The sequence below is a fragment of the Hyunsoonleella jejuensis genome, from assembly GCF_900111025.1.
Classification (GTDB): Bacteria; Bacteroidota; Bacteroidia; order Flavobacteriales; family Flavobacteriaceae; genus Jejuia; species Jejuia jejuensis.
In genome coordinates this window covers 1275190-1296417 of record NZ_FOFN01000001.1, presented here as the reverse complement: position 1 = coordinate 1296417, position 21228 = coordinate 1275190, and the positions used below count along the sequence as shown (strand labels likewise).

The 21228-nt window shown below is 33.6% G+C and carries 15 protein-coding genes; 6 read left to right on the top strand and 9 right to left on the bottom strand.

All coding sequences use genetic code 11. From position 1 onward, the window contains the following. Position 1: 1 nt before the first annotated feature. The 7 genes from BMY39_RS05565 to BMY39_RS05535 are packed head-to-tail and all read right to left on the bottom strand — an operon-like array spanning position 2 to position 7919. Positions 2-721 (bottom strand): hypothetical protein, encoded by a 720-nt coding sequence (locus tag BMY39_RS05565; RefSeq protein WP_092576771.1) that lies wholly within the window; start codon positions 719-721, stop codon positions 2-4. Further along, positions 696-1712, bottom strand: coding sequence for a glycosyltransferase family 2 protein (locus tag BMY39_RS05560; protein ID WP_092576767.1), 1017 nt, complete (start codon positions 1710-1712; stop codon positions 696-698). The genes BMY39_RS05565 and BMY39_RS05560 overlap by 26 nt, the downstream gene beginning before the upstream one ends. Beyond that, positions 1696-2418: a hypothetical protein gene (locus BMY39_RS05555; RefSeq protein ID WP_092576763.1), complete on the bottom strand. Its 723-nt coding sequence runs from the start codon at positions 2416-2418 to the stop codon at positions 1696-1698. The genes BMY39_RS05560 and BMY39_RS05555 overlap by 17 nt, the downstream gene beginning before the upstream one ends. Before the next feature lie 41 nt (positions 2419-2459). Next, entirely contained in the window at positions 2460-3731 is a 1272-nt protein-coding gene (locus tag BMY39_RS05550; RefSeq protein ID WP_092576760.1) for an ABC transporter ATP-binding protein, read from the bottom strand. A gap of 2 nt (positions 3732-3733) precedes the next feature. Then, positions 3734-4630: an ABC transporter permease gene (locus BMY39_RS05545; protein ID WP_092576757.1), complete on the bottom strand. Its 897-nt coding sequence runs from the start codon at positions 4628-4630 to the stop codon at positions 3734-3736. A gap of 29 nt (positions 4631-4659) precedes the next feature. Further along, entirely contained in the window at positions 4660-7110 is a 2451-nt protein-coding gene (locus BMY39_RS05540; protein WP_092576752.1) for an exopolysaccharide transport family protein, read from the bottom strand. A gap of 8 nt (positions 7111-7118) precedes the next feature. After that, positions 7119-7919, bottom strand: coding sequence for a polysaccharide biosynthesis/export family protein (locus tag BMY39_RS05535; protein ID WP_092576749.1), 801 nt, complete (start codon positions 7917-7919; stop codon positions 7119-7121). Between the two features lie 104 nt (positions 7920-8023). Here BMY39_RS05535 and BMY39_RS05530 point away from each other — a divergent pair, with 104 nt between their 5' ends. Together BMY39_RS05530 and BMY39_RS05525 are read left to right on the top strand one after the other, a co-directional pair. Further along, the gene (locus tag BMY39_RS05530; protein ID WP_092576744.1) at positions 8024-9886 is read left to right on the top strand and encodes an ABC-F family ATP-binding cassette domain-containing protein; all 1863 of its coding nucleotides are present in this window, start codon (positions 8024-8026) and stop codon (positions 9884-9886) included. Between the two features lie 48 nt (positions 9887-9934). After that, complete coding sequence (locus BMY39_RS05525) at positions 9935-10708, top strand: O-methyltransferase (RefSeq protein ID WP_092576741.1); 774 nt, start codon at positions 9935-9937, stop codon at positions 10706-10708. 3 nt (positions 10709-10711) lie between these two features. On the opposite strand, the gene BMY39_RS05520 is transcribed toward BMY39_RS05525, so the two are convergent. Next, positions 10712-12688 (bottom strand): DUF5723 family protein, encoded by a 1977-nt coding sequence (locus tag BMY39_RS05520; protein WP_092576738.1) that lies wholly within the window; start codon positions 12686-12688, stop codon positions 10712-10714. A gap of 444 nt (positions 12689-13132) precedes the next feature. On the opposite strand from BMY39_RS05520, the gene BMY39_RS05515 reads away from it, so the two are divergent. From BMY39_RS05515 to secA, 3 genes are all read left to right on the top strand, one after another. Next, complete coding sequence (locus BMY39_RS05515; RefSeq protein WP_092576735.1) at positions 13133-13705, top strand: cob(I)yrinic acid a,c-diamide adenosyltransferase; 573 nt, start codon at positions 13133-13135, stop codon at positions 13703-13705. A 325-nt stretch (positions 13706-14030) separates the two neighbouring features. Further along, entirely contained in the window at positions 14031-14252 is a 222-nt protein-coding gene (locus BMY39_RS05510) for a DUF2795 domain-containing protein (RefSeq protein WP_019387375.1), read from the top strand. 228 nt (positions 14253-14480) lie between these two features. Then, on the top strand, positions 14481-17834 hold the full coding sequence (secA, locus tag BMY39_RS05505; RefSeq protein ID WP_092576731.1) for a preprotein translocase subunit SecA: 3354 nt from the start codon (positions 14481-14483) through the stop codon (positions 17832-17834). 157 nt (positions 17835-17991) lie between these two features. Here secA and BMY39_RS05500 read toward each other — a convergent pair whose 3' ends face one another. Then, positions 17992-20628 (bottom strand): valine--tRNA ligase, encoded by a 2637-nt coding sequence (locus tag BMY39_RS05500; RefSeq protein WP_092576727.1) that lies wholly within the window; start codon positions 20626-20628, stop codon positions 17992-17994. 174 nt (positions 20629-20802) lie between these two features. Between BMY39_RS05500 and BMY39_RS05495 the strand changes: the two genes are divergently transcribed. Further along, positions 20803-21228, top strand: a complete 426-nt coding sequence (locus BMY39_RS05495; protein ID WP_092576723.1) for a DUF1573 domain-containing protein — start codon at positions 20803-20805, stop codon at positions 21226-21228.

Below are 21228 nucleotides of genomic sequence, written 5' to 3'. Positions count from 1 at the left end.
TTTAAACCGAAGTTATATACTTATAGTTGCTTGTAGCTATTACAAATACACTTTTATTTCCAATAAATTCCCTAGTCTCTATTGAAATATTATTTTGCTTTAAAACATACAATAACTCATTCGCTGTTTCCTTTTCAGAGTCCCTTTCAAAATCATCAAAAAGGATAATAAATTGGTCATCTGAACGAAAATTTTGTGCTAAAGTAACAATATCAAATCTAGAATACCTAAGGCTCTTTATTGGCCCATCTACTATATATAAATCAAAAGTTTTTGTAATATGATCTTGAATATTATTGTAACTGTTATACTCAAAAGTTTTATAACTCTGTTTTGTGAGGTTTAATATTTTTATCTTTGATTTGTCTGATAGACTAAACTTTTCTAAAAAGAGCGTTTGCCATTCGTCGTTATGTTCTATTATAATGTGTTCACAAATTTTAGAATAATTATCAATATATGTAGACACAAATTTTGAAGACTCACCCAATCCAAACTCCAATATATTCTCTGGCTTGTAATCAGAAAGTATGCGATGAAGCACATAAAAAAAAGCATAATTACCTGCCCATCTTCCAATATTTAAAGGTAGGTTTTCTAAAGGTTTCTTTCCTCGAATACTATCATGAAAAACATGAGCCCATTCGAGTTCCTTTAACTGCAAATAAGATTTTCTTTGTAGTTTTATTTGTTCTCTAATTATCTTTATAATTCTTTTCACTGTATTTTTTTCTAAGATACCAATTTAACTTCACTACCCCTTTTAAGTTATTTAACTTTGTTTTACTTATAAAAAAAAGTTTTAGAATATTTTTTTGTTTTCTATTTAAACCCAGCTTATTTGAAGTCTCATTAATTATATGACTAAAAGCACCTGTTCCAATAGAGTTATTAGCATACAAACCAACCAAATTAAATAACCATTGCTGCAAATTCTCTCTGTTTTTAGCCAAAATTTCTGGAGGCATCTCAAGATGTATGGAATCTAAAAAAACTGGTATAGAATTAAATACATTTTGATTAAAATCTTTTGTTCTTGGATTATTAGAACTAGCTCGTCTGTATACACAATCTACCTTTGTAAAAATCATAAACTGGGGATGTAAACGACTTAACAACTTAATATTAAACTCAACATCCTGAAACCTACTCAAATCTTCATTAAATAACAACTTATCTTTTATTAATGCAGTTCTATAGAGTGTGCGTTGCAAGTTCCAAGGCAATCTACTCTTACCAATAAATGCGTTTAGCGCAGTTTCCCAATCGCCTACTATAACATCTTGCGTATCATCATTTGTAAACCCTTTTTTGTTATAGATTCCCATTGAGAAAACAACCAAATCTAGCTTTGATTTTTCTATTGCTTCTACCCTTCCTTTTAAGCAGTCTTTCAGCATTAAATCATCACTATCAAAAAACTGAATGTATGTTCCTTTTGCAATGGATAATCCATAATTTCTACAAGCATTTGCTCCTTTTTTTAATTGTGAAGGTCGTTTATGAAGAGCGAATTTTTCGTTTGAAGAAACATAATCATCCAAAACTCTAAAATCTTCTAAGGAAGAGCCATCATCAACCACAATACATTCCCAATGTGTATAGCTTTGTTTTGCTACACTTTTTAAAGTTTCAACCGCTAATTTAGCTTTATTGAAAGTTGGAATTATTATGGATACTACTGTATTATCTATTTTATAATGATACTGCATACCTATATTTATTGGTAGCTATAACATAAACTGTTTTATTTCCTACGTATTCTCTAGTGTGCGCAACTATTCCTTTTGAATCTAATATATTAAGTAAAACTTTAGCTGTTTCTTTCTCTCCTTTCCTATGATAGTCATCTAAAAGGATGATAAACTCATCTTCTTTATAAACATTTTCCATGAGGTAAACTATATCATACCTAGAATAGTTATTTGAGCCAAAAGGGCCATCAACAATATATAAATCAAAGTTTCTATTTATTTTTTTACATAAATCTAGATATCCATGTGTTTTATAACCATTTACGACATGGTCAGTTAATTTTAAAATTTCAATATCAATATTATCATTGACTGTAAAGCTTTCAAAAAAAAGTAGTCTCCATTTTTCATCATGCTCGATAGTTTTGAGTTCAGAGTCATTTAAATAATTATTGATATAAGTAATTATAAATTTGGTAGATTCACCCAATCCAAACTCTAATATCTGTTTTGGCTTAAAATCATTTAATATCCTGTTTAATAAATAAAAGAACGTATAATTACCGGCCCACCTACCTATGTTCAAAGACAGCTGCTCTAAGCTTTTTTTACCGCGAATACTATCATGATAAATGTTTGCCCATTCTAATTCCAGCAACTGCAATCTAACTTCGTTTTGAAGCCTAATCTGAGTCTTAATTGTTTTTTTTAATTTCCTGATCATTATTTCTTATCTAAACATATGAGAATAAGACTAAAACACACTTATTGATTCTCGGAAAAATTAATTTCAAAATCTAACAATGTTTTACCTTGAGTATTTGGAACAAAAAACCCATTATCATAATAATCACCCTGATCCACTTCAAAAGAAAATGCTTTTTGAATCCAATCTGAAACAATATTTTTCACAATAATATGGGTTGTTACATGATATATTCCATTATTAAGCTGTAATCTGTCAATTGTAAATTCTACGCAATTAAATGTGCTATTTTTTTCTTTTTTAATAAGCTTGGTACTTAACCAAGCAATTCTTTGATCTAAGTTGTCATCTATTCTTAGATCGAACTCAAAATCTTGGAGTTTTATTTTTCTTGGGTTATCTATTTGAAATCTTAATGTTATTGGATGTCCTGATTGAGGCTTAATATCTTCAAGTTCTCCAAAAACTTCTACTTTCTTAATTTTAACAATACCAGTACCTTTTCTATGCTCAAACTCAGTATGTGAAAAGTTGTTTTTCTTACTTTTAAGATAATTATTTATGGCATCGGCAGTACTCCCATTGAATCCAATTACTCCATTTTTTAAAACTATAGCTCTTGTGCACAAGCTTTTAACCGATGACATATTGTGGCTTACAAATAGCACTGTTCTTCCATCACCTCTACTAATATCTTGCATCTTACCTATTGCTTTTGCTTGAAAATCAGCGTCTCCAACTGCAAGAACCTCATCTATAACTAAAATTTCTGGCTCTAAAAAAGCAGCAACCGCGAAAGCCAACCTTACAGTCATTCCAGAACTGTAACGTTTTACTGGTGTATCTATATAGCGCTGGCATCCAGAAAATTCAATAATCTCATCTATTTTAGAAGTAATTTCTTTTTTTGTCATGCCCAAAATAGCACCATTTAAATAAATATTTTCCCGCCCAGTCATTTCACCATGAAAACCTGTTCCAACTTCTAACAAAGAAGCTATACGTCCTCTGGTTTTTATTTCACCAGTTGTGGGGCTCGTAACTTTAGAAAGTATCTTAAGTAGTGTAGATTTTCCGGCCCCATTTTTACCAATAATACCTAAAACCTCACCACGCTTAACTTCAAAATTTATATCCTGTAGTGCCCATACATAATCTGAATTCCCTTTGGTGCTTCTATCATTACTTTCTCCCACCTTTAAATACGGATCATCCTTTCCTCTAATTTTATACCACCATCGGTTTAAATCATGGCTTATTGTACCAGTACCGACCAATCCCAAGCGGTACTGCTTTGATATATTTTCAGCTTTTAAAATAATGTCAGCCATAATTATACGGTATCTATAAAACTTTTCTCAGTTTTGTTAAATATTACCAACCCTAATAAAGCAATGCAAACTGAAACAATTAAAGTTATTAAAATACTTTTTGTAGAAAATTCCCCTTGCGAAAAAAACATATATCTAAATGTTTCCACTATATACGCTAATGGATTATTTTCTATTATTGGATTAATATAAGAAGACGATTGTGGAAAATTGCTTTCAATCTTTTCAACGGCATCTTGTATTGGATACATTACCGCCGACACATACATAAGCAACTGTACACCAAAACCCACTAAAAAAGAAAGGTCTCTATATTTTGTTGTCATTGACGAAATAATCATTCCTAAACCTAAACCTAATAATCCCATCAACAATACGAGTAAAGGGAGCAAGATTAGTGCATTAAAGTCGATAGTTCCTGCCTTATTTTGAAATGCAAAAAACAAGTAAAAACCAATAAATATCAAAAACTGTATTCCGAATTTTAGTAATGAAGAAATCACCACCGTCATTGGCATAATCACTCTTGGAAAATACACCTTGCTAAATATATTCTGGTTTTTTTTAAATGAATCGCTAGTGCCTTTTAAGCATTCAGCAAAATAATTCCATATAGTAACTCCGGCTAAATTAAACAGAAACGGATGCACATTGGCGCCAACGTTAATGTTAGCGATACCATTAAAGATAATTGTAAAAATTACTGAAGTAATTAGTGGTTGGATTAAATACCATAGAGGCCCTAAAACTGTTTGTTTATATAAGGTTATAACATCTCGCTTTACGAATAAAAACAGTAAGTCTTTATAACGCCAAATCTCCTTAAAATTAAAATCGATAAATTTTCCTTTAGGAGAAATCGTATATAACCACTCTGAATTTGAATTTTCGTTTTTCAAGGCTTCACCTTATTAATTTAAAAGAGATATTATTTAAAAGGATTAAGGAATGTTATTATTCTATTAAAAAAAGATGATTTATGTTTTTCATCCTCATGATAACCGTTGGTGTAATTTCCATAGCCGTAACCATAACCGTAACCATAGCCATATCGTCCTTTTTTATCAAAACCGTTATACAGCAAGCTTAAGTTTTTAATCTCTCCTTTTTTATGCTTGTCGTTAATTAGTTTTAACATTTCTTTCTTGGTATAGTCTTGTCGTATCACGTATAACGATGCGTCTGCATATTGTATTAACTCAATAGCATCTGCAACCAAACCAACTGGCGGTGTATCTAATACAATATAATCATATTTACCTTTAAGATTCTGCATTAACACATCCATATTTTCGTTTATCAAAAGCTCAGAAGGGTTTGGAGGAATAGGGCCTGAAGTGATTACATCAAGGTTTTCAACCTTCGTTTTTTGAGTAACTTCATCTAAAGTTTTCTGACCTATCAAATAGTTTACCGCTCCTATGTCATTTTCTATTTCAAAATCTCCAAAAATTTTAGGTTTTCTAAGATCTAAGCCAACTAAAATGGTTTTTTTTCCACTTAATGCAAACACAGTAGCAATATTAATAGAACAAAATGTTTTGCCTTCACCACTAACAGAAGAAGTTACCATAACGGTTTTAGTACTAGCTGTATCATGCTGTTTATACATATACTGCAAACTAGATCTTATTGCTCTAAACGACTCGGATACTGAAGATTTTGGTTTTCTATGAACTACTAGATTGTTATCCAAATTATTTCTTCCTATCATACCAAGTATAGGAATATTTGTAATACTGTCTAAAGTTTGTGGGTTATGAATTCTGGTATCAAAAAATGTAATTAAAAGTGCCAAGAGTAGAGGTGGCAATAACCCTCCAAATATGGCAAAAATGTATCTAGAACTTAATTTTAAATCAATAGGTTGCGCTCCAGTATTTTTAGCTGAATCTATCCAAATAATGTCCGAAACGGTAGCTGCTTTTATGATATCTGCCTCACCTCTTTTTGATAGAAAAAGGTTATAGGTTTTCTCATTTAACACATACTGTCTTTGAATATCTAACAAATTTTGCTGATCTTCTGGCAAACGACTAAATTGAGATTTTTGCCTAGATATTTTACTATTTAGTACATTAAGTTCTCTATCTAATCCGGAGGTTGAAGATTTGATGTTTTCTAATAATACTTGCTTTAAACCATTTATTTGCATGTTCAATTCATCAAAAATAGATGCACCCGATTTTACGGAAGCCTCATATTTTGCCTTTTGAACTGAAAGTGTATTTATTTTAGAAATGTTGCTTAAGATATTAGAATCATCTATTCCAGCAACTGATGGCGCGGGTAACTCTGTAAAAGACGTACTATTTTCTAAATAAGATTTTAAACTAGTATAATACGCCTTTTTTCTATTAATATCATCTCGCTGTAACTCTAAATCAGAAAGTTTTTGAGTAATAAGTTCACTCTCTTGATCTAAGTTATAAATACCAATTTTAGAACGGTATGTATTTAAAGCATTGGAGTTGCCTTCTAACGAGTCTTTTACTCTACTTAACTGGCTGTCGATAAAATTGATAGTATTAGTAACAAATTGATTCTTTCTCTCTAGTTGTTCTTTTGTTAATACCCTAACAGTTTCATTCAAGTAATCTTCAATTTTTTTAGTATTGTTATCTACCATACTTAGGTTAATAATTGAAGAATTTCTGGGGTTACCTATGGCTAATCTCCCTCGATATGTAGCTACTACAGCATCAAATGATAAAAGTTTAATAAAATAAATGTCTCCAGGTTTTACGGTTCTTTCTTCAGCTAGTACAATATTTCCTTTAAAATAAGGTAAACTAATAAACTCACCTAAAGTATGGGTTGTTGTAGTCACTCCCATAGAAACATCTTGCGTAATAAGTGCTTGGGTAGAATACTTTTGGGTTGTAATTTGATTAGATTCGAAGTTAAATTCTAATTCAAATTGGTTGTTTTCCTTGAAGGTTATTTTTACCGGTGAATTTAAAACCTGATATACCGTTGTGTCGATTTCAAATCTGAAGGGCGCATCCTTATAAATATCGTCTTTACGAAAACGAGATTCTTTAAGGTACGTTACATAAAATTGCAAATTATCAACTACTTGTTCATGTAGGCTTCTTGATTGTAGTGTATTTATAATTGTTTGTACTTTTCCTGATATACCTCCATAGTTAAATGTTAAACTGGTATTTGTGGAAAATAATGGGTTTTTATCTTCTTCAATAGAAATTTTAGTACTTAGTCTAAAAGATTGCTGTTTACGTATATTTTGTTGATAAACAATAAATACACCTACACCAACGCACAATAAAAACAACTTCCAATAACTGAGTGCTTTTAGAAGGAACGCCTTAATATCAAATGCTGGACTGGAGTCTATATTTTCAAATTCGTCGTTCATAGCAAGTGTTAATTACCCCGTATTAAAATGTATGTGGTTAACAACACAGAAAAAATACTTGCAAAAGTAGTAATATTCTGTGTAGCTGTTTGGCCTGCACCCAATGCTTTTCTTTTAAGTGGTTTGACTAAAATCATGTCGTTGGGCTTAATAAAATAAAATGGAGATTTCATTGCAGCCTTATCCGTTAAATCTATATGGTGAATTTTTTGTCCATCAGGATATTGCCTTACAACTAAAACATCTTTTCTATCTCCTGTATCCTTTATATCACCAGCATTAGCTAAAGCTTCAATAATATTAACTCGGTCTTGAAATAAAGTAAGCACACCTCCTCCATTAACCTCTCCGGTAACAGTAAAGCGCAACCCAGCCAACTTAACGGTAATAAAAATTTTAGAAACGTCCTTTAAATACTTATCTAATAGTGCTTGCTTAACTTTAGTTTCAATCTCATCTGTGGTAAAACCCAATACGTTAATTTTATCAAGTATGGGGAACTCTATATTACCATGTAAGTCTACAGTAAAACCACTAAAATATAAACTTTGATTGTTTACAAGCCCACTAGCCTGTTCTGTTGGTTGGAAAATCTCAACTAATTTTTTTAGTTCACTATCAGAAGATTTAATATTTATACTAAGAATATCGTTAACTTGCACCCTGTATGGTGTCGACAAACTTTGTATTTGTGCAGAATTATCAACAGTTGTACCTTTATCTTGTAAATAAACAAGGTCTTTATTAGTAATACATGAATTAAAAAAAAGGCCAAAAATTAGCAGATAAAACCAAACAAATTGCTTCATTCCATGGGGTTTGAGATATGACAAATATAACCTTTCATCGTGAATAATAAAACTTTAATCGGATTTTTTGGTTTTTTATCCAATATTTCTAAAAAATAATTTCTTTGAATTACTTAACAGTTGAAAACATATCTAAGTCTTATGGAGAACTCACACTTTTTGAAAATATTTCATTTAGCGTCCATAAAGATCAAAAAATTGCATTCATAGCCAAAAATGGCACTGGAAAAACATCTATTCTAAACATATTATCGGGGGATGATGTAGCAGATTCTGGTAATATTATTTATAGAAAAGACATTAAGGTGTCGTTTTTATCTCAAGACCCCAAGTTTGATAAATCCTTAACTGTTGAAGACACTATTTTAGCGAGCGACAACCCTGTTTTAAAAGTAATTTCCACCTATGAAAAAGCGCTTTTAAACCCTGAGGACACGGAAACCTACCAGTCTGCCTTCGATGCTATGGAACGCCACCAAGCCTGGGATTTCGAGACGCTTTACAAACAAATACTATTCAAACTAAAGCTTGAAAATTTAGAACAAAAGGTAAGTACACTTTCTGGTGGGCAAAAAAAGCGTTTAGCCTTGGCCAACGCCTTAATTAATAAACCTGATTTATTGATTTTAGACGAACCTACCAATCATCTAGATTTAGAAATGATTGAATGGTTGGAAGATTTTTTTGCCAAGGAGAATATTACATTGTTCATGGTAACGCACGATCGCTACTTTTTAGAACGTGTTTGCAACGAAATAATTGAACTCGACAATGGAGAACTCTACAGTTACAAAGGAAACTATTCCTATTACCTAGAAAAGAAACACGAAAGAAGGGAACGAGAAGAAGCCGAAGCAGGAAAGACCAAGCAATTGTTTAAAAAAGAATTGGAATGGATGCGGCGCCAACCAAAAGCCCGCACCACAAAGTCGAAATCTAGAATAGATGACTTCTTCGAAATAAAACATAAAGCACATCAAAGAAGAAAAGAACACCAAATTCAGCTAGAATTGAATATGGAACGCCTTGGCAGTAAAATCATGGAGTTTCATAAAGTATCAAAAGCATTTAAAGACAAGATACTTTTAGATAGTTTCGATTATACATTTAAAAAAGGTGAACGTGTCGGTATTATTGGAAAAAACGGTACTGGTAAAACTACATTTTTAAATATTTTAACTCAAACCGATCAACCCGATTCCGGAAAGGTGGTAAAAGGAGACACGGTTAAATTTGGTTACTATACCCAAAACGGCATTAGCATAAAACCAGAACAAAAGGTAATTGATGTTATTAGAGAATTTGGAGATTATATTCCTTTAAAAAAGGGTAGACAGATAAGTGCACAACAACTTTTAGAGCGTTTTTTATTCAGTAGAAAAAAACAATATGATTTTGTTGAGAAGCTAAGTGGTGGTGAGCGTAAACGCCTGTATTTATGTACAGTGCTTATTCAAAATCCTAATTTTCTAATTTTGGATGAACCAACTAACGATTTAGACATTGTAACACTGAATGTATTAGAAAGTTTCCTTTTAGATTTCCCCGGCTGCATCATTGTGGTGTCGCACGACCGTTATTTCATGGATAAAATTGTGGACCATCTATTTGTTTTTAAAGGTGAGGGTATTATTGAAGATTTTCCTGGGAACTACACTGATTACAGAATATATGAAGATAGCCAGCCTATAGAAATAAAAACCGTAGAAGACAAAAAAGAAAAACAGTCTTGGAAACAAAATGAAGCCTCTAAACTCTCATTTAACGAAGAAAAAGAACTACGAAATATTGAAAGTAAACTTAATGCATTGGCTTTTGATAAAAAAGAGTTGGAAAGTAAATTTAATAATCCAGACTTAACTCAAGAAGAAATTAATGAGCTTTCCAAGCAATTGCAAGGTATTATAGAAACCATTGAATTAAAGGAAGAACGATGGTTTGAATTATCAGCTAAACTGGAAGGTTAATTAATTTCTTGTTAATTGCGAAAGCGCACAACCCTTTGAACTTAGGCAATGCTATACCAAATAAAAGAATATATAAAATTCCTTTTAAAATCCTCTAACCAACATGGGATACACTCACCTTTTGTGTATAATTTAGTAACCAAATGCTTCTATGATAAGTCGGAATATAGCGACTATCAAACTATTATAGACTTTAAAAAACGTCTAAAAGAAGTTGACCTTGAACTTGAAGTTACTGATTTTGGTGCTGGAAGCAAAAAACTAAAGTCAGCATCCCGAGCTGTTTCAAATATTGCTAAACATGTTGCTATTTCAAATAAAAACGCGAAGCTATTATTCAGAATATCAAAATATTTTAAACCAAATACAGTTTTAGAACTCGGCACATCCTTAGGTTTTGCAACACAGGCATTAGCTTTAGGCAATCCAAATGCTAATATTATTAGTATTGAAGGTTGTCCCGAAATTTCAACATATACTAAAACCCAACTTAAGCTTCAAAAACTAAATAATATTGAAATATTAACCGGTGATTTTTCAAAAGTCATCCCAAAAATTGATGTTCCAAAATTCGATTTAATCTTTTTTGACGGCAACCACCAGAAAGAAGCAACACTTAAATATTTTGAAATACTTTTGCCTAAAGCGCATAATGATTCGATATTTATTTTCGATGACATCTATTGGTCTAAAGGCATGACAGAAGCTTGGGAAATCATAAAGCACCACCCTAAAGTCACCGTAACTATTGATACTTTTTCTTGGGGCATGGCTTTCTTTAGAAAAGAGCAACTGAAGGAAGACTTTAAAATAAGAACATGATGATTAATCAATTAAATTGATTTCAACCCTTCTATTTCTTGATCTTCCATATCGTGTTTTATTGCTAAAAATAGGTTTACTTTCTCCGTAACCAACGGTAAGCAACCTGTTTGTATCTATTCCGTTTCTTACCAAAAAGTCTTTTACAGCATTGGCTCTAGCTTCTGATAGCTCTCTATTTAACTCATCACCACCAGTACTATCCGTATGGCCTTCGATAGTAAATCCAGAACTTGGATACTCTTTTAAAATTGATACGATCTCATTCAAAACACCAGTAGATTCCGTTTTTATCATAGCCGTATTAGAATCAAACAGAATAGTTCTTGCAAAGGCATTTAGACTTTTTTGAACTTCTTCAGTCACCTCTTCTTCGGGACAACCATTGTTTGGAATTGTACCAGCTTCAAACATACATTCGTCATCTTTATCAATAACACCATCGCCATCAGTATCTTTCCAAGGGCAGCCTTTGTTCTCAATAGGGCCCGCCTGGTCGGGACAAGTATCTTCGTTATCTAAAATACCATCGTCATCCTTATCGCCCCATGGGCAACCATTATTTTCTTCAGGTCCAAATGCGTTAGGACATTCATCCTCTTTATCTACAACACCATCTTCATCTTTATCTTTAGACGTGTTTTTGTAAAATGGGATTTTCAACCCCGCATACACATCGGCCTGTTGGTTATCATCACTAGCAAATGCTGAAATCACAGATCCAGAACCAACATATAAAGGCCCTGCCCTTAAACCTGCCCCCAGCCGTAAACCATTGCGCTCAACCATGCTAAAAGGCAAATAAAAACTAAACCATTTACTTTGGTAACGCGGTGTTAAGGAATAAGTATTTATAATGCGGTTGGCAGTAATCCTATTTGCAGACATTAAGGAAACATCCGAATTGAAGTTTAAAAACAGTTTTGAATTCAAATTCCAATCAAAATTGATGTGAAGCGCAGAAGGCAAATCAATTTTGTACCCAGTACCTGCCTCTCCCTTAGTATAAAAATCGTTCAGGAAATCACCAATACTTTCAGCATTTCTATAATCTTCCTCACTTACATTGGTATTATTAATATTATAAATCTCCTTAATACCATTTTTGTAGTTAACGTACCCAATATCTGTAACGCTTGCAGCAACTCTTATTTTATAATCATTTACGCCTTCTCCAGAAAACCCATCTGGATTCCAATCATACGTTACTCCAAAATCAAATCCAAACCCACTTGAGTTTTTAGGTGACTTATAGTCGTAATTATCTGAATCAAACTCTTCAAAACGAGCTATATTTAATGTTCCAGAAGAGGAAATACTTCCTGTGGTGTTACCTCCGCCTAAATCTGTGCCGTCGTAATCATAAATAAAGGTTACATTTTCTGCAAATGCATAGGCACTACCTAAACCCTTTAAATATTTCAATGAAAAACCACCTTTTAATTTACTACGATTGTTCATTAAAATAGTTCTGGCATAGGCCACACCAAATTCTGCCCACGAATGCCCCACGCCATTAAACGCTTCTTCATTTATATTGTAATCTTTAGTGGTATCATCATCTATAGAAGCCATGGTTGCACCATCAATATCATTAGCATTAATAAATAATCGTCCTCTAGTAAAAATAGCAACTGTACTATTTTGAGTAAGATTAAACATTAACGAAGGTCCTAAAATATCAATATTTCCAGCACCTCTATTATCATCTCTTGGAGACTTAGTCGACTCTAAATCAAAGCTATAGCCATCCTTAAACGTATCAAATATATTTACACCAAAATAATCGTTACTTCCAAACGCACTTAGTCCTACTATATTTATATCGAATTTGTAAGGTGAATCAGTAATATTTGCTGGGTTTAAAGTAATGGCGTTTACACCACTATAATTATCTGAATTAAACCCTATGTATGATTGTGCTTGCAAGAAAACAGAAGCCCCTAACAGCCAGAGGATCGCTAACGTAATTTTCTTCATGAAGTTTGGTGTTTGTGTAGTAACAAATGTAAATTTTTTCTTCTAAAAAAACTTTAATTTCTTAATTTTAAATGAAAATATGATCTCGTTATAAATACAAATTATTATTTATAATTATTACAGTTTTTACTATAGGTTCAGAAATAAGACAGTTTGTTTAAAGACAACTTTAACGAAATGCAGAAACCGATTTAAATGATTGATATCCTAATTCTTGCGAGTATTTTTCTTTTAATAAGAATAATTTCCAATATGCTAAGTAAAAAGCGAGAGCGTAAACATAAAAATGCCATGTTTAGAAGGAACTGCATGAAAAAAGATGAGTAAGTAAAGATATTGAAGCCCATCTTTAGTAAAAGATATTTTTTGGAATTAGTCCTTTCGCCATATTTCCCTTAAATTTGACTAAAATTTTGACGGTTTTACGTCATTGCGAGAAAAGAAATGAAAATTTACACAAAAACAGGAGATAAAGGCACTACAGCTCTTTTTGGCGGAACGCGCGTACCAAAACACCATATTCGAATCGATAGTTATGGCACTGTTGATGAACTCAACTCACATTTGGGGTTAATTCGAGATCAAGATATCCATAAGCATTACCAAGAACTAATAATGACTATTCAAGATAAACTTTTTACTGTTGGAGCAATTTTAGCAACCGATCCAGAAAAAGCTATTCTGAAAAATGGTAAAGAACGTTTAAACATTGAAAAAATAAAAGCCGCCGATATTGAACTTTTAGAGCAGGAAATGGACACCATGAATAAGGCCTTACCACCAATGACGCATTTTGTGCTTCCTGGTGGCCACCAAACGGTGTCATTCTGTCATATAGCCCGTTGTGTTTGTAGACGTGCAGAACGATTAGCTTCTGCGCTGTATGACTTAGAACCTTTTGAGGATAATGCTTTAAAGTACCTTAACCGCCTTTCTGACTACCTTTTTGTACTGGCACGAAAGTTGTCACATGATTTACAAGCAAATGAAATTAAATGGATTCCTGAAAAGAGGTAAAAACGGCTTTCATTAATCTAAATTTTACAGCAAATAGACGTAATTAACTTCGCGTTAGGGATTGAACGGTATGTTTGAGCTCCTCACAGAGAGCGAGTAGTGAAAGCCCGACCGCTTGCACTGAGCTTGTCGAAGTGTTGTGGTAACGCCCAAATTAATTACTTAAAAAGCTGTTATGTTCCGTTATTATTAACGATACGTAAATAATTTCATGATGTTTAGAGTACAAAGAGATACGTTCTTTTAATTAATGATTAAATATTTTACTTTTTTCTTGTGTGTTTAAACTAAAAAATTATTTTTGCAAAAAATTAAACATTAAGAAATGTATTGGACTTTAGAATTAGCATCGTATTTAAGTGATGCGCCATGGCCAGCCACAAAGGACGAATTGATAGATTACGCTATTAGAACAGGAGCACCGTTGGAAGTTGTAGAAAACTTACAGTCTATTGAAGATGAAGGTGACTCATACGATTCGATTGAAGAAATCTGGTCTGATTATCCAACCGACGAGGATTACCTCTGGAATGAAGATGAATATTAAATACAAAGCATAAAGAATTATTAAAAAGTCTCGATTTGAGGCTTTTTTTTTGTCCATTTCAACCCGAAAAAGTAGAACAAAATGTATCTTTGAAAGCGCTTACGTAAAGCGTTGCCACTAGACAATTAAATAAAACTTTTGTCATTTAGATTGAAGCGAAGAATCTCAATAAATGTATTAGATTCTTTATTGCATTCAGAATGATAAGTAAATATAAAAATATACAGTATGGGATTTTTAGATTCGGTCTTAAAAGTATTTGTTGGAGACAAATCAAAACAAGACGTTAAGGCGATAACGCCAATAGTTGATGAAATTAAGACTTTTGAAAGTGCACTTGAAGCCTTATCACACGATGAGTTAAGAGGAAAAACGGCAGAGTTTAAGGCTAAAATTGCTGAGGCAAATAAGACTATAGACGAACAGATTTCCAATCTTTTAGAAGAAGCTGAAAACACTGAAGACATTGATGCACGTGAAGATATTTATGAGGAAGTTGACAAACTTAAAGATGATGCCTATGCGATTACCGAAGATGTTTTAAATGAGATTTTACCAGAAGCCTTTGCCGTAGTTAAGGAAACCGCGAAACGTTTTGTAAACAATACTGAAATTACTGTTAAAGCTAACGAGTTCGACAGAAGTTTATCTGGTGAAAAAACATACGTAACGCTTGATGGTGATAATGCTACCTGGGCCAACTCCTGGGATGCCGCAGGAAAACCTATTACTTGGGACATGGTGCACTACGACGTGCAATTAATTGGTGGTATAGCTTTACACCAAGGTAAAATTGCCGAAATGCAAACTGGTGAAGGTAAAACACTTGTAGCTACACTACCTGTATATTTAAACGCTCTTGCTGGGAAGGGTGTACATTTGGTTACAGTAAATGATTACTTAGCAAAACGTGATAGCGCTTGGATGGCCCCCATTTTTGAATTTCATGGTATGAGTGTAGATTGCATAGACTACCACCAACCAAACTCCGCAGCACGACGAAAAGCTTACAATGCCGACATTACCTACGGTACAAACAACGAATTTGGTTTTGATTACTTACGTGATAACATGTCGCACGCTCCTGAAGATTTGGTGCAACGTCCACACCACTATGCTATTGTGGATGAAGTGGATTCTGTTTTGGTAGATGATGCACGTACACCATTAATTATTTCAGGTCCAATTCCTAAAGGAGACCGACATGAGTTTAATGAACTAAAACCAAAAGTTGATGATATAGTTGCCGTACAACGTAAATATTTAACAGGTGTTTTAGCTGAAGCCAAAAAATTAATTAAAGAAGGTGATGATAAAGAAGGAGGTTTTCAATTATTGCGTGTGTATCGTGGTATGCCGAAAAACAAGGCCTTAATTAAATTTTTGTCTGAAGAAGGTGTAAAGCAGTTATTGCAGAAAACCGAAAACTTTTATATGCAGGACAATAATCGCGAAATGCCAAAGGTAGATGCGGAATTGTATTATGTGATTGAAGAAAAAAATAATCAGATTGAATTGACCGATAAAGGTATTGAATATATCTCCGGAAAGAACGATCCCGATTTCTTTGTACTGCCAGAAATAGGTATAGAAATAGCAAAAATTGAAGAACAAAATCTTGAAAAAGAAAAAGAAGCTGAACTGAAAGAGGAGCTATTTAAGGAGTTTGGTGTAAAGTCTGAGCGGATTCATACTTTAAATCAATTGTTAAAAGCCTATGCGCTTTTTGAGAAAGACACCCAATATGTTGTGATGGACAACAAGGTGATGATTGTAGATGAGCAAACGGGTCGTATTATGGATGGGCGCCGTTATTCTGACGGACTACATCAAGCGATTGAAGCTAAGGAGAATGTGAAAATTGAAGACGCTACACAAACTTTCGCCACTGTTACCTTACAAAATTACTTCAGAATGTATCGCAAACTATCTGGTATGACGGGTACAGCTGTTACAGAAGCTGGCGAATTCTGGGAAATTTACAAATTAGATGTTGTTGAGATACCAACAAATCGTCCTATTGCCCGTGACGACAGAGACGATTTGGTGTATAAAACTAAACGTGAAAAATATAATGCTGTTATTGATGAAGTTACCAAGTTATCACAAGCTGGTCGCCCAGTATTAATTGGTACAACTTCTGTTGAAATATCAGAATTACTTGGAAAGATGTTGAGTATTCGTAAGATTCCACATAACATCTTAAACGCGAAACAACACAAAAGAGAAGCTGAGATTGTAGATCAGGCAGGGAAATCTGGGCAAGTAACCATAGCAACAAATATGGCCGGTCGTGGTACAGATATTAAATTATCTGATGAAGTAAAGGCAGCCGGTGGTTTAGCTATTGTTGGCACAGAGCGCCATGATTCACGTCGTGTAGATAGGCAGTTGCGTGGTCGTGCAGGTCGTCAAGGAGATCCTGGAAGTTCTCAGTTTTATGTATCTCTTGAAGATAACTTAATGCGTTTGTTTGGTAGTGAGCGTATAGCGAAAATGATGGACCGCATGGGCCTAAAGGAAGGCGAAGTTATTCAGCACTCCATGATTTCTAAATCTATTGAGCGTGCACAGAAAAAAGTTGAGGAAAACAACTTTGGGGTTCGTAAGCGTTTATTAGAATATGATGATGTAATGAATGCACAGCGTGAGGTGGTTTACAAACGTCGTAAGCATGCTTTACATGGGGAACGTCTTAGAGTGGATTTAGCAAATATGATTTTTGATACTTCGGAAAATATTTCGCAAACCAATAAAGATGCTAACGACTTTAAAAACTTTGAGTTTGAATTGATTCGTTATTTCTCTATGAGTTCTCCTATCTCAGAAGAGGAATTTGGAAAGTTATCGTCTCAAGAGATTACCTCTCAAATTTACAAAACAGCTTTTGAAAGCTACAGGGAAAAAATGGAGCGCAATGCGGAAATTGCATTTCCTGTGATTAAAAATGTATATGAAAATCAAGGTGATAAATTTAAGCGTATTGTAGTGCCCTTTACCGATGGCGTAAAAAGCTTAAATGTGGTTACCGATTTACAAAAAGCTTATGAAACCAATGGTAAACAACTAATTACCGATTTTGAAAAAAACATTACACTTGCTATTATTGATGACGCTTGGAAAACCCATTTACGTAAAATGGACGAATTGAAACAATCGGTACAGTTAGCAGTTCATGAGCAAAAAGACCCATTATTGATTTATAAATTTGAGGCTTTCGAATTGTTTAAAGCTATGATTGACGAAGTGAATAAAGATGTAATTTCATTCTTATTTAAAGGTGAATTACCTCAGGAAACACAAGATACTATTCAAGAAGCCAGAGCGAGAAAACGTGAAAAAGTAGAGACCTCTAAAGAGGAAATTCCTAATTTGGACGAACGTTCTTCACAAAGTAGAGCTGCTGGTAACACCCAACGTCAGCCACAAATTGTAGAAACTATAGTACGTGACAGACCAAAAATTGGACGCAACGATCGCGTTACCATAAAGCACGTTATCAACGGTGAAAACAAAACTTTAAAATACAAACAAGCCGAACCTCTAATTGCTAAAGGTGATTGGGTTTTGGTTGAGGACTAAACATTCATTTATTTTAAAGATGGAAGCATCTTAACATAAAAATGTCCTGATAACAATCTATTATCAGGACATTTTTTTCTCATATCTACATTATATTAGTTCTAGTCTTGAGTAGAACCTAATGTAGAATCTTTCTACAAAGCAGAAAAAATGGTATTTACTTTAAACTTGCTAAACTAGCCTTTATTGTATCTATTTTAGCCAAGGCATCGGCTTCCTTTTTCTTTTCGCTTGCCACGACTTGCTCTGGTGCGTTATTCACAAAACGTTCGTTTGATAATTTTTTTTGAACAGATTTTAGGAACCCTTCAGTATAATTCAATTCTTCCGTTAGCTTATTAATTTCTGCTTCAATATCTATTGCACCAGCCATGGGTACAAAATATTCGTTGGATTTTACACGAAAGGTCAATGCCCCATCTACTGCTTCATTTACATAGTCTATAGCTTCAAGATTACCTAATTTAGCAATTACTGCATCAAAAGTCGGTGTTGCATTTTCGTTGTTAATTATTGAAAAGGGAATTGCATCTTTAAATGCAATATTCTTTTGTTTTCTAATGTTTCTAATCCCAGAAATAACTTCTGAAGCAAAATCAAATTCAGAAATTAATGCAGAATTTACAGATTTATGTTCTGGCCATTTAGCGATTATTAAAGCTTCTTCCGGAGTTCTTTCAGAAATAAATTGCCAAATTTCTTCAGTTAAAAACGGCATAAAAGGATGCAATACTTTTAAATTGTTTTCAAAGGCATTAATTACAGCATTATAGGTTTTAGCATCAATTGGTTGTTGGTAAGCTGGTTTAACAATTTCCAATAACCATGATGAAAAATCGTCCATGATTAATTTGTAAATCGTCATTAAGGCATCACTTAACCGGTACTTATTAAAGTGATCTTCAATTTCCGCTAAAGCTTTTTGAAATTTAGCTTCATACCACTCTAATCCTACTATTGCAGTTTCGGGTTGCCCTAAACTTTCATTTATTTCCCAACCTTGCACCAATCGGAATGCATTCCAGATCTTGTTCCCAAAGGCTTTTCCTTGTTGGCATAATGCTTCATCAAACAATAAATCGTTACCCGCTGCAGAACTCAACAACAAACCAACACGAACTCCATCTGCACCATATGCTTCAATTAATTTTAAGGCGTCTGGTGAGTTCCCAAGCGATTTGCTCATTTTTCTGCGTTGCTTATCTCTTACCAAACCAGTGAGATACACATTTTCAAATGGTTTTTCACCCCTAAATTCATAACCAGCAATTATCATACGTGCTACCCAAAAGAATAGAATATCTGGACCAGTTACCAAATCGTTAGTTGGGTAATAGTAATTTATCTCTTCGTTTTCTGGGTTTCTAATACCATCAAAAACACTCATTGGCCACAACCATGAGGAGAACCAAGTATCTAAAGCATCTTTATCTTGTGTTAAGTCAGACGCTAGCAACTTGGAGTTTGAAGTTTTAACCCGTGCTAATGTAACAGCATCTTCTATAGTTTCGGCAACTACAAAATCCTCTTTTCCATCACCATAGAAATAGGCAGGAATTTGTTGCCCCCAAAGTAACTGACGAGAAATATTCCAATCGCGAATATTTTCCATCCAGTGACGATACGTGTTTTCGAATTTTTTAGGAAATAACTGTATTGCATTATCTTCGCCTAAAACTGCTTTAATAGCAGGTTTTACTAAGTCTTCCATTTTTAAGAACCATTGATCGCTTAATCTCGGTTCAATAACTGCTTTAGTACGCTCCGAAGTTCCTACTTTATTAATATGGATTTCGGTTTTTACCAAAACGCCTAAACTCTCCAATTCTTTGGCAACTGCTTTTCTCGCTTCAAAACGATCTAAGCCTTCAAACTGTAAACCATAACTGTTTAAAGAGGCATTATCGTGAAAAATATCAATAACCTCCAAATTATGTTTATCGCCTAAAACTTTGTCATTTTCATCATGTGCTGGTGTTACTTTTAAACATCCTGTACCAAACTCTAAATCTACATATTCATCTTCTATAATTGGCACCACACGATTACAAATAGGCACAATGGCCTTTCTTTCTTTTAGATGCTTAAAACGTTCATCATTTGGGTTAATACAAATAGCAGTATCACCAAAAATAGTTTCAGGTCTGGTAGTAGCGATAGTTAACGTATCATCACTTCCTTCTATTTTATAGTTTATGTAGTATAAATTACCTTGTCGTTCCTCATGGATTACCTCTTCATCTGACAATGTAGTTTTAGCTTCAGGATCCCAATTCACCATACGGTACCCGCGATAAATCAAGCCTTTATTGTACAAATCAACAAAAACTTTAATGACGGCTTCTGACATGTCGTCATCCATAGTAAACTTAGTACGATCCCAATCGCAGGAGCATCCTAACTTTTTTAATTGCTCTAAAATAACACCGCCGTATTCGTGTGTCCAATCCCAGGCATGCTTTAAAAATTCTTCTCGACTTAAATCATTTTTATCAATACCCTGTTCTTTAAGTCTTGCCACTACTTTAGCTTCGGTAGCAATAGATGCGTGGTCTGTACCAGGAACCCAACATGCATTTTTTCCTTGCAATCTTGCCCGACGTATTAGCACATCCTGAATAGTGTTGTTTAGCATATGCCCCATGTGCAATACACCTGTAACATTCGGCGGTGGAATTACTATAGTATAAGGCTCTCTTTCATCAGGTGTTGAATGAAAATAATTGTGTTTCATCCAGTAATCATACCACTTATCTTCTACCCTACTTGCATCGTATTTTGATGGAATTTGCATACTTTGGAACAGTTTTTGACTTTTAGTTGGCAAAAGTACTTATATTTCTTTTCCTGTGAAAGCAAAGCATGAAGCGCTATATGTTAAGATTAATGCAATTCGTCTATTATTTTTGCAAGTTGTGGAAAAAGTACCTATGTTTACAACAAAATAATAACCATTAAATACAAAAAGATGAAACATTTATTTACACTTTTATTTGTAGGGTTAATTAGTTTTTCACTTAATGCTCAAGAGAAAGTAGCAAAAATTGAGTTTAAGGATACTACCATCGATTATGGTACTATAGAAAAAGGCTCGAACGGTGTAAGAACATTTGAATTTACCAATACAGGGAATGCACCTTTAATTATATCTAAAGTTAGTTCTAGTTGTGGATGTACTATTCCTAAAAAGCCTGATGCACCAATAATGCCAGGTGAAACAGGGGAGATAGAAGTAAAATATGACACAAATAGAGTGAATCCGATTAGAAAAACTATTACAGTAATGTCTAATGCAGAAACACCTACTGTTGCTTTAAAAATTAAAGGTTTAGTGATTGACCCTACTAAGAGCAGCGTTCTAGAAAAAAAGGATAAAAGTGTTATTGAACAATAA

Bases quoted from the DNA above. Each gene is read 5' to 3' on its own strand.
- BMY39_RS05560 (WP_092576767.1), bottom strand. From the start codon at position 1,712: ATGCAGTATCATTATAAAATAGATAATACAGTAGTATCCATAATAATT.
- BMY39_RS05555 (WP_092576763.1), bottom strand. From the start codon at position 2,418: ATGATCAGGAAATTAAAAAAAACAATTAAGACTCAGATTAGGCTTCAA.
- BMY39_RS05550 (WP_092576760.1), bottom strand. From the start codon at position 3,731: ATGGCTGACATTATTTTAAAAGCTGAAAATATATCAAAGCAGTACCGC.
- BMY39_RS05540 (WP_092576752.1), bottom strand. From the start codon at position 7,110: ATGAACGACGAATTTGAAAATATAGACTCCAGTCCAGCATTTGATATT.
- BMY39_RS05535 (WP_092576749.1), bottom strand. From the start codon at position 7,919: ATGAAGCAATTTGTTTGGTTTTATCTGCTAATTTTTGGCCTTTTTTTT.
- BMY39_RS05525 (WP_092576741.1), top strand. From the start codon at position 9,935: ATGCTATACCAAATAAAAGAATATATAAAATTCCTTTTAAAATCCTCT.
- BMY39_RS05520 (WP_092576738.1), bottom strand. From the start codon at position 12,688: ATGAAGAAAATTACGTTAGCGATCCTCTGGCTGTTAGGGGCTTCTGTT.
- BMY39_RS05515 (WP_092576735.1), top strand. From the start codon at position 13,133: ATGAAAATTTACACAAAAACAGGAGATAAAGGCACTACAGCTCTTTTT.
- BMY39_RS05510 (WP_019387375.1), top strand. From the start codon at position 14,031: ATGTATTGGACTTTAGAATTAGCATCGTATTTAAGTGATGCGCCATGG.
- secA (WP_092576731.1), top strand. From the start codon at position 14,481: ATGGGATTTTTAGATTCGGTCTTAAAAGTATTTGTTGGAGACAAATCA.
- BMY39_RS05500 (WP_092576727.1), bottom strand. From the start codon at position 20,628: ATGCAAATTCCATCAAAATACGATGCAAGTAGGGTAGAAGATAAGTGG.
- BMY39_RS05495 (WP_092576723.1), top strand. From the start codon at position 20,803: ATGAAACATTTATTTACACTTTTATTTGTAGGGTTAATTAGTTTTTCA.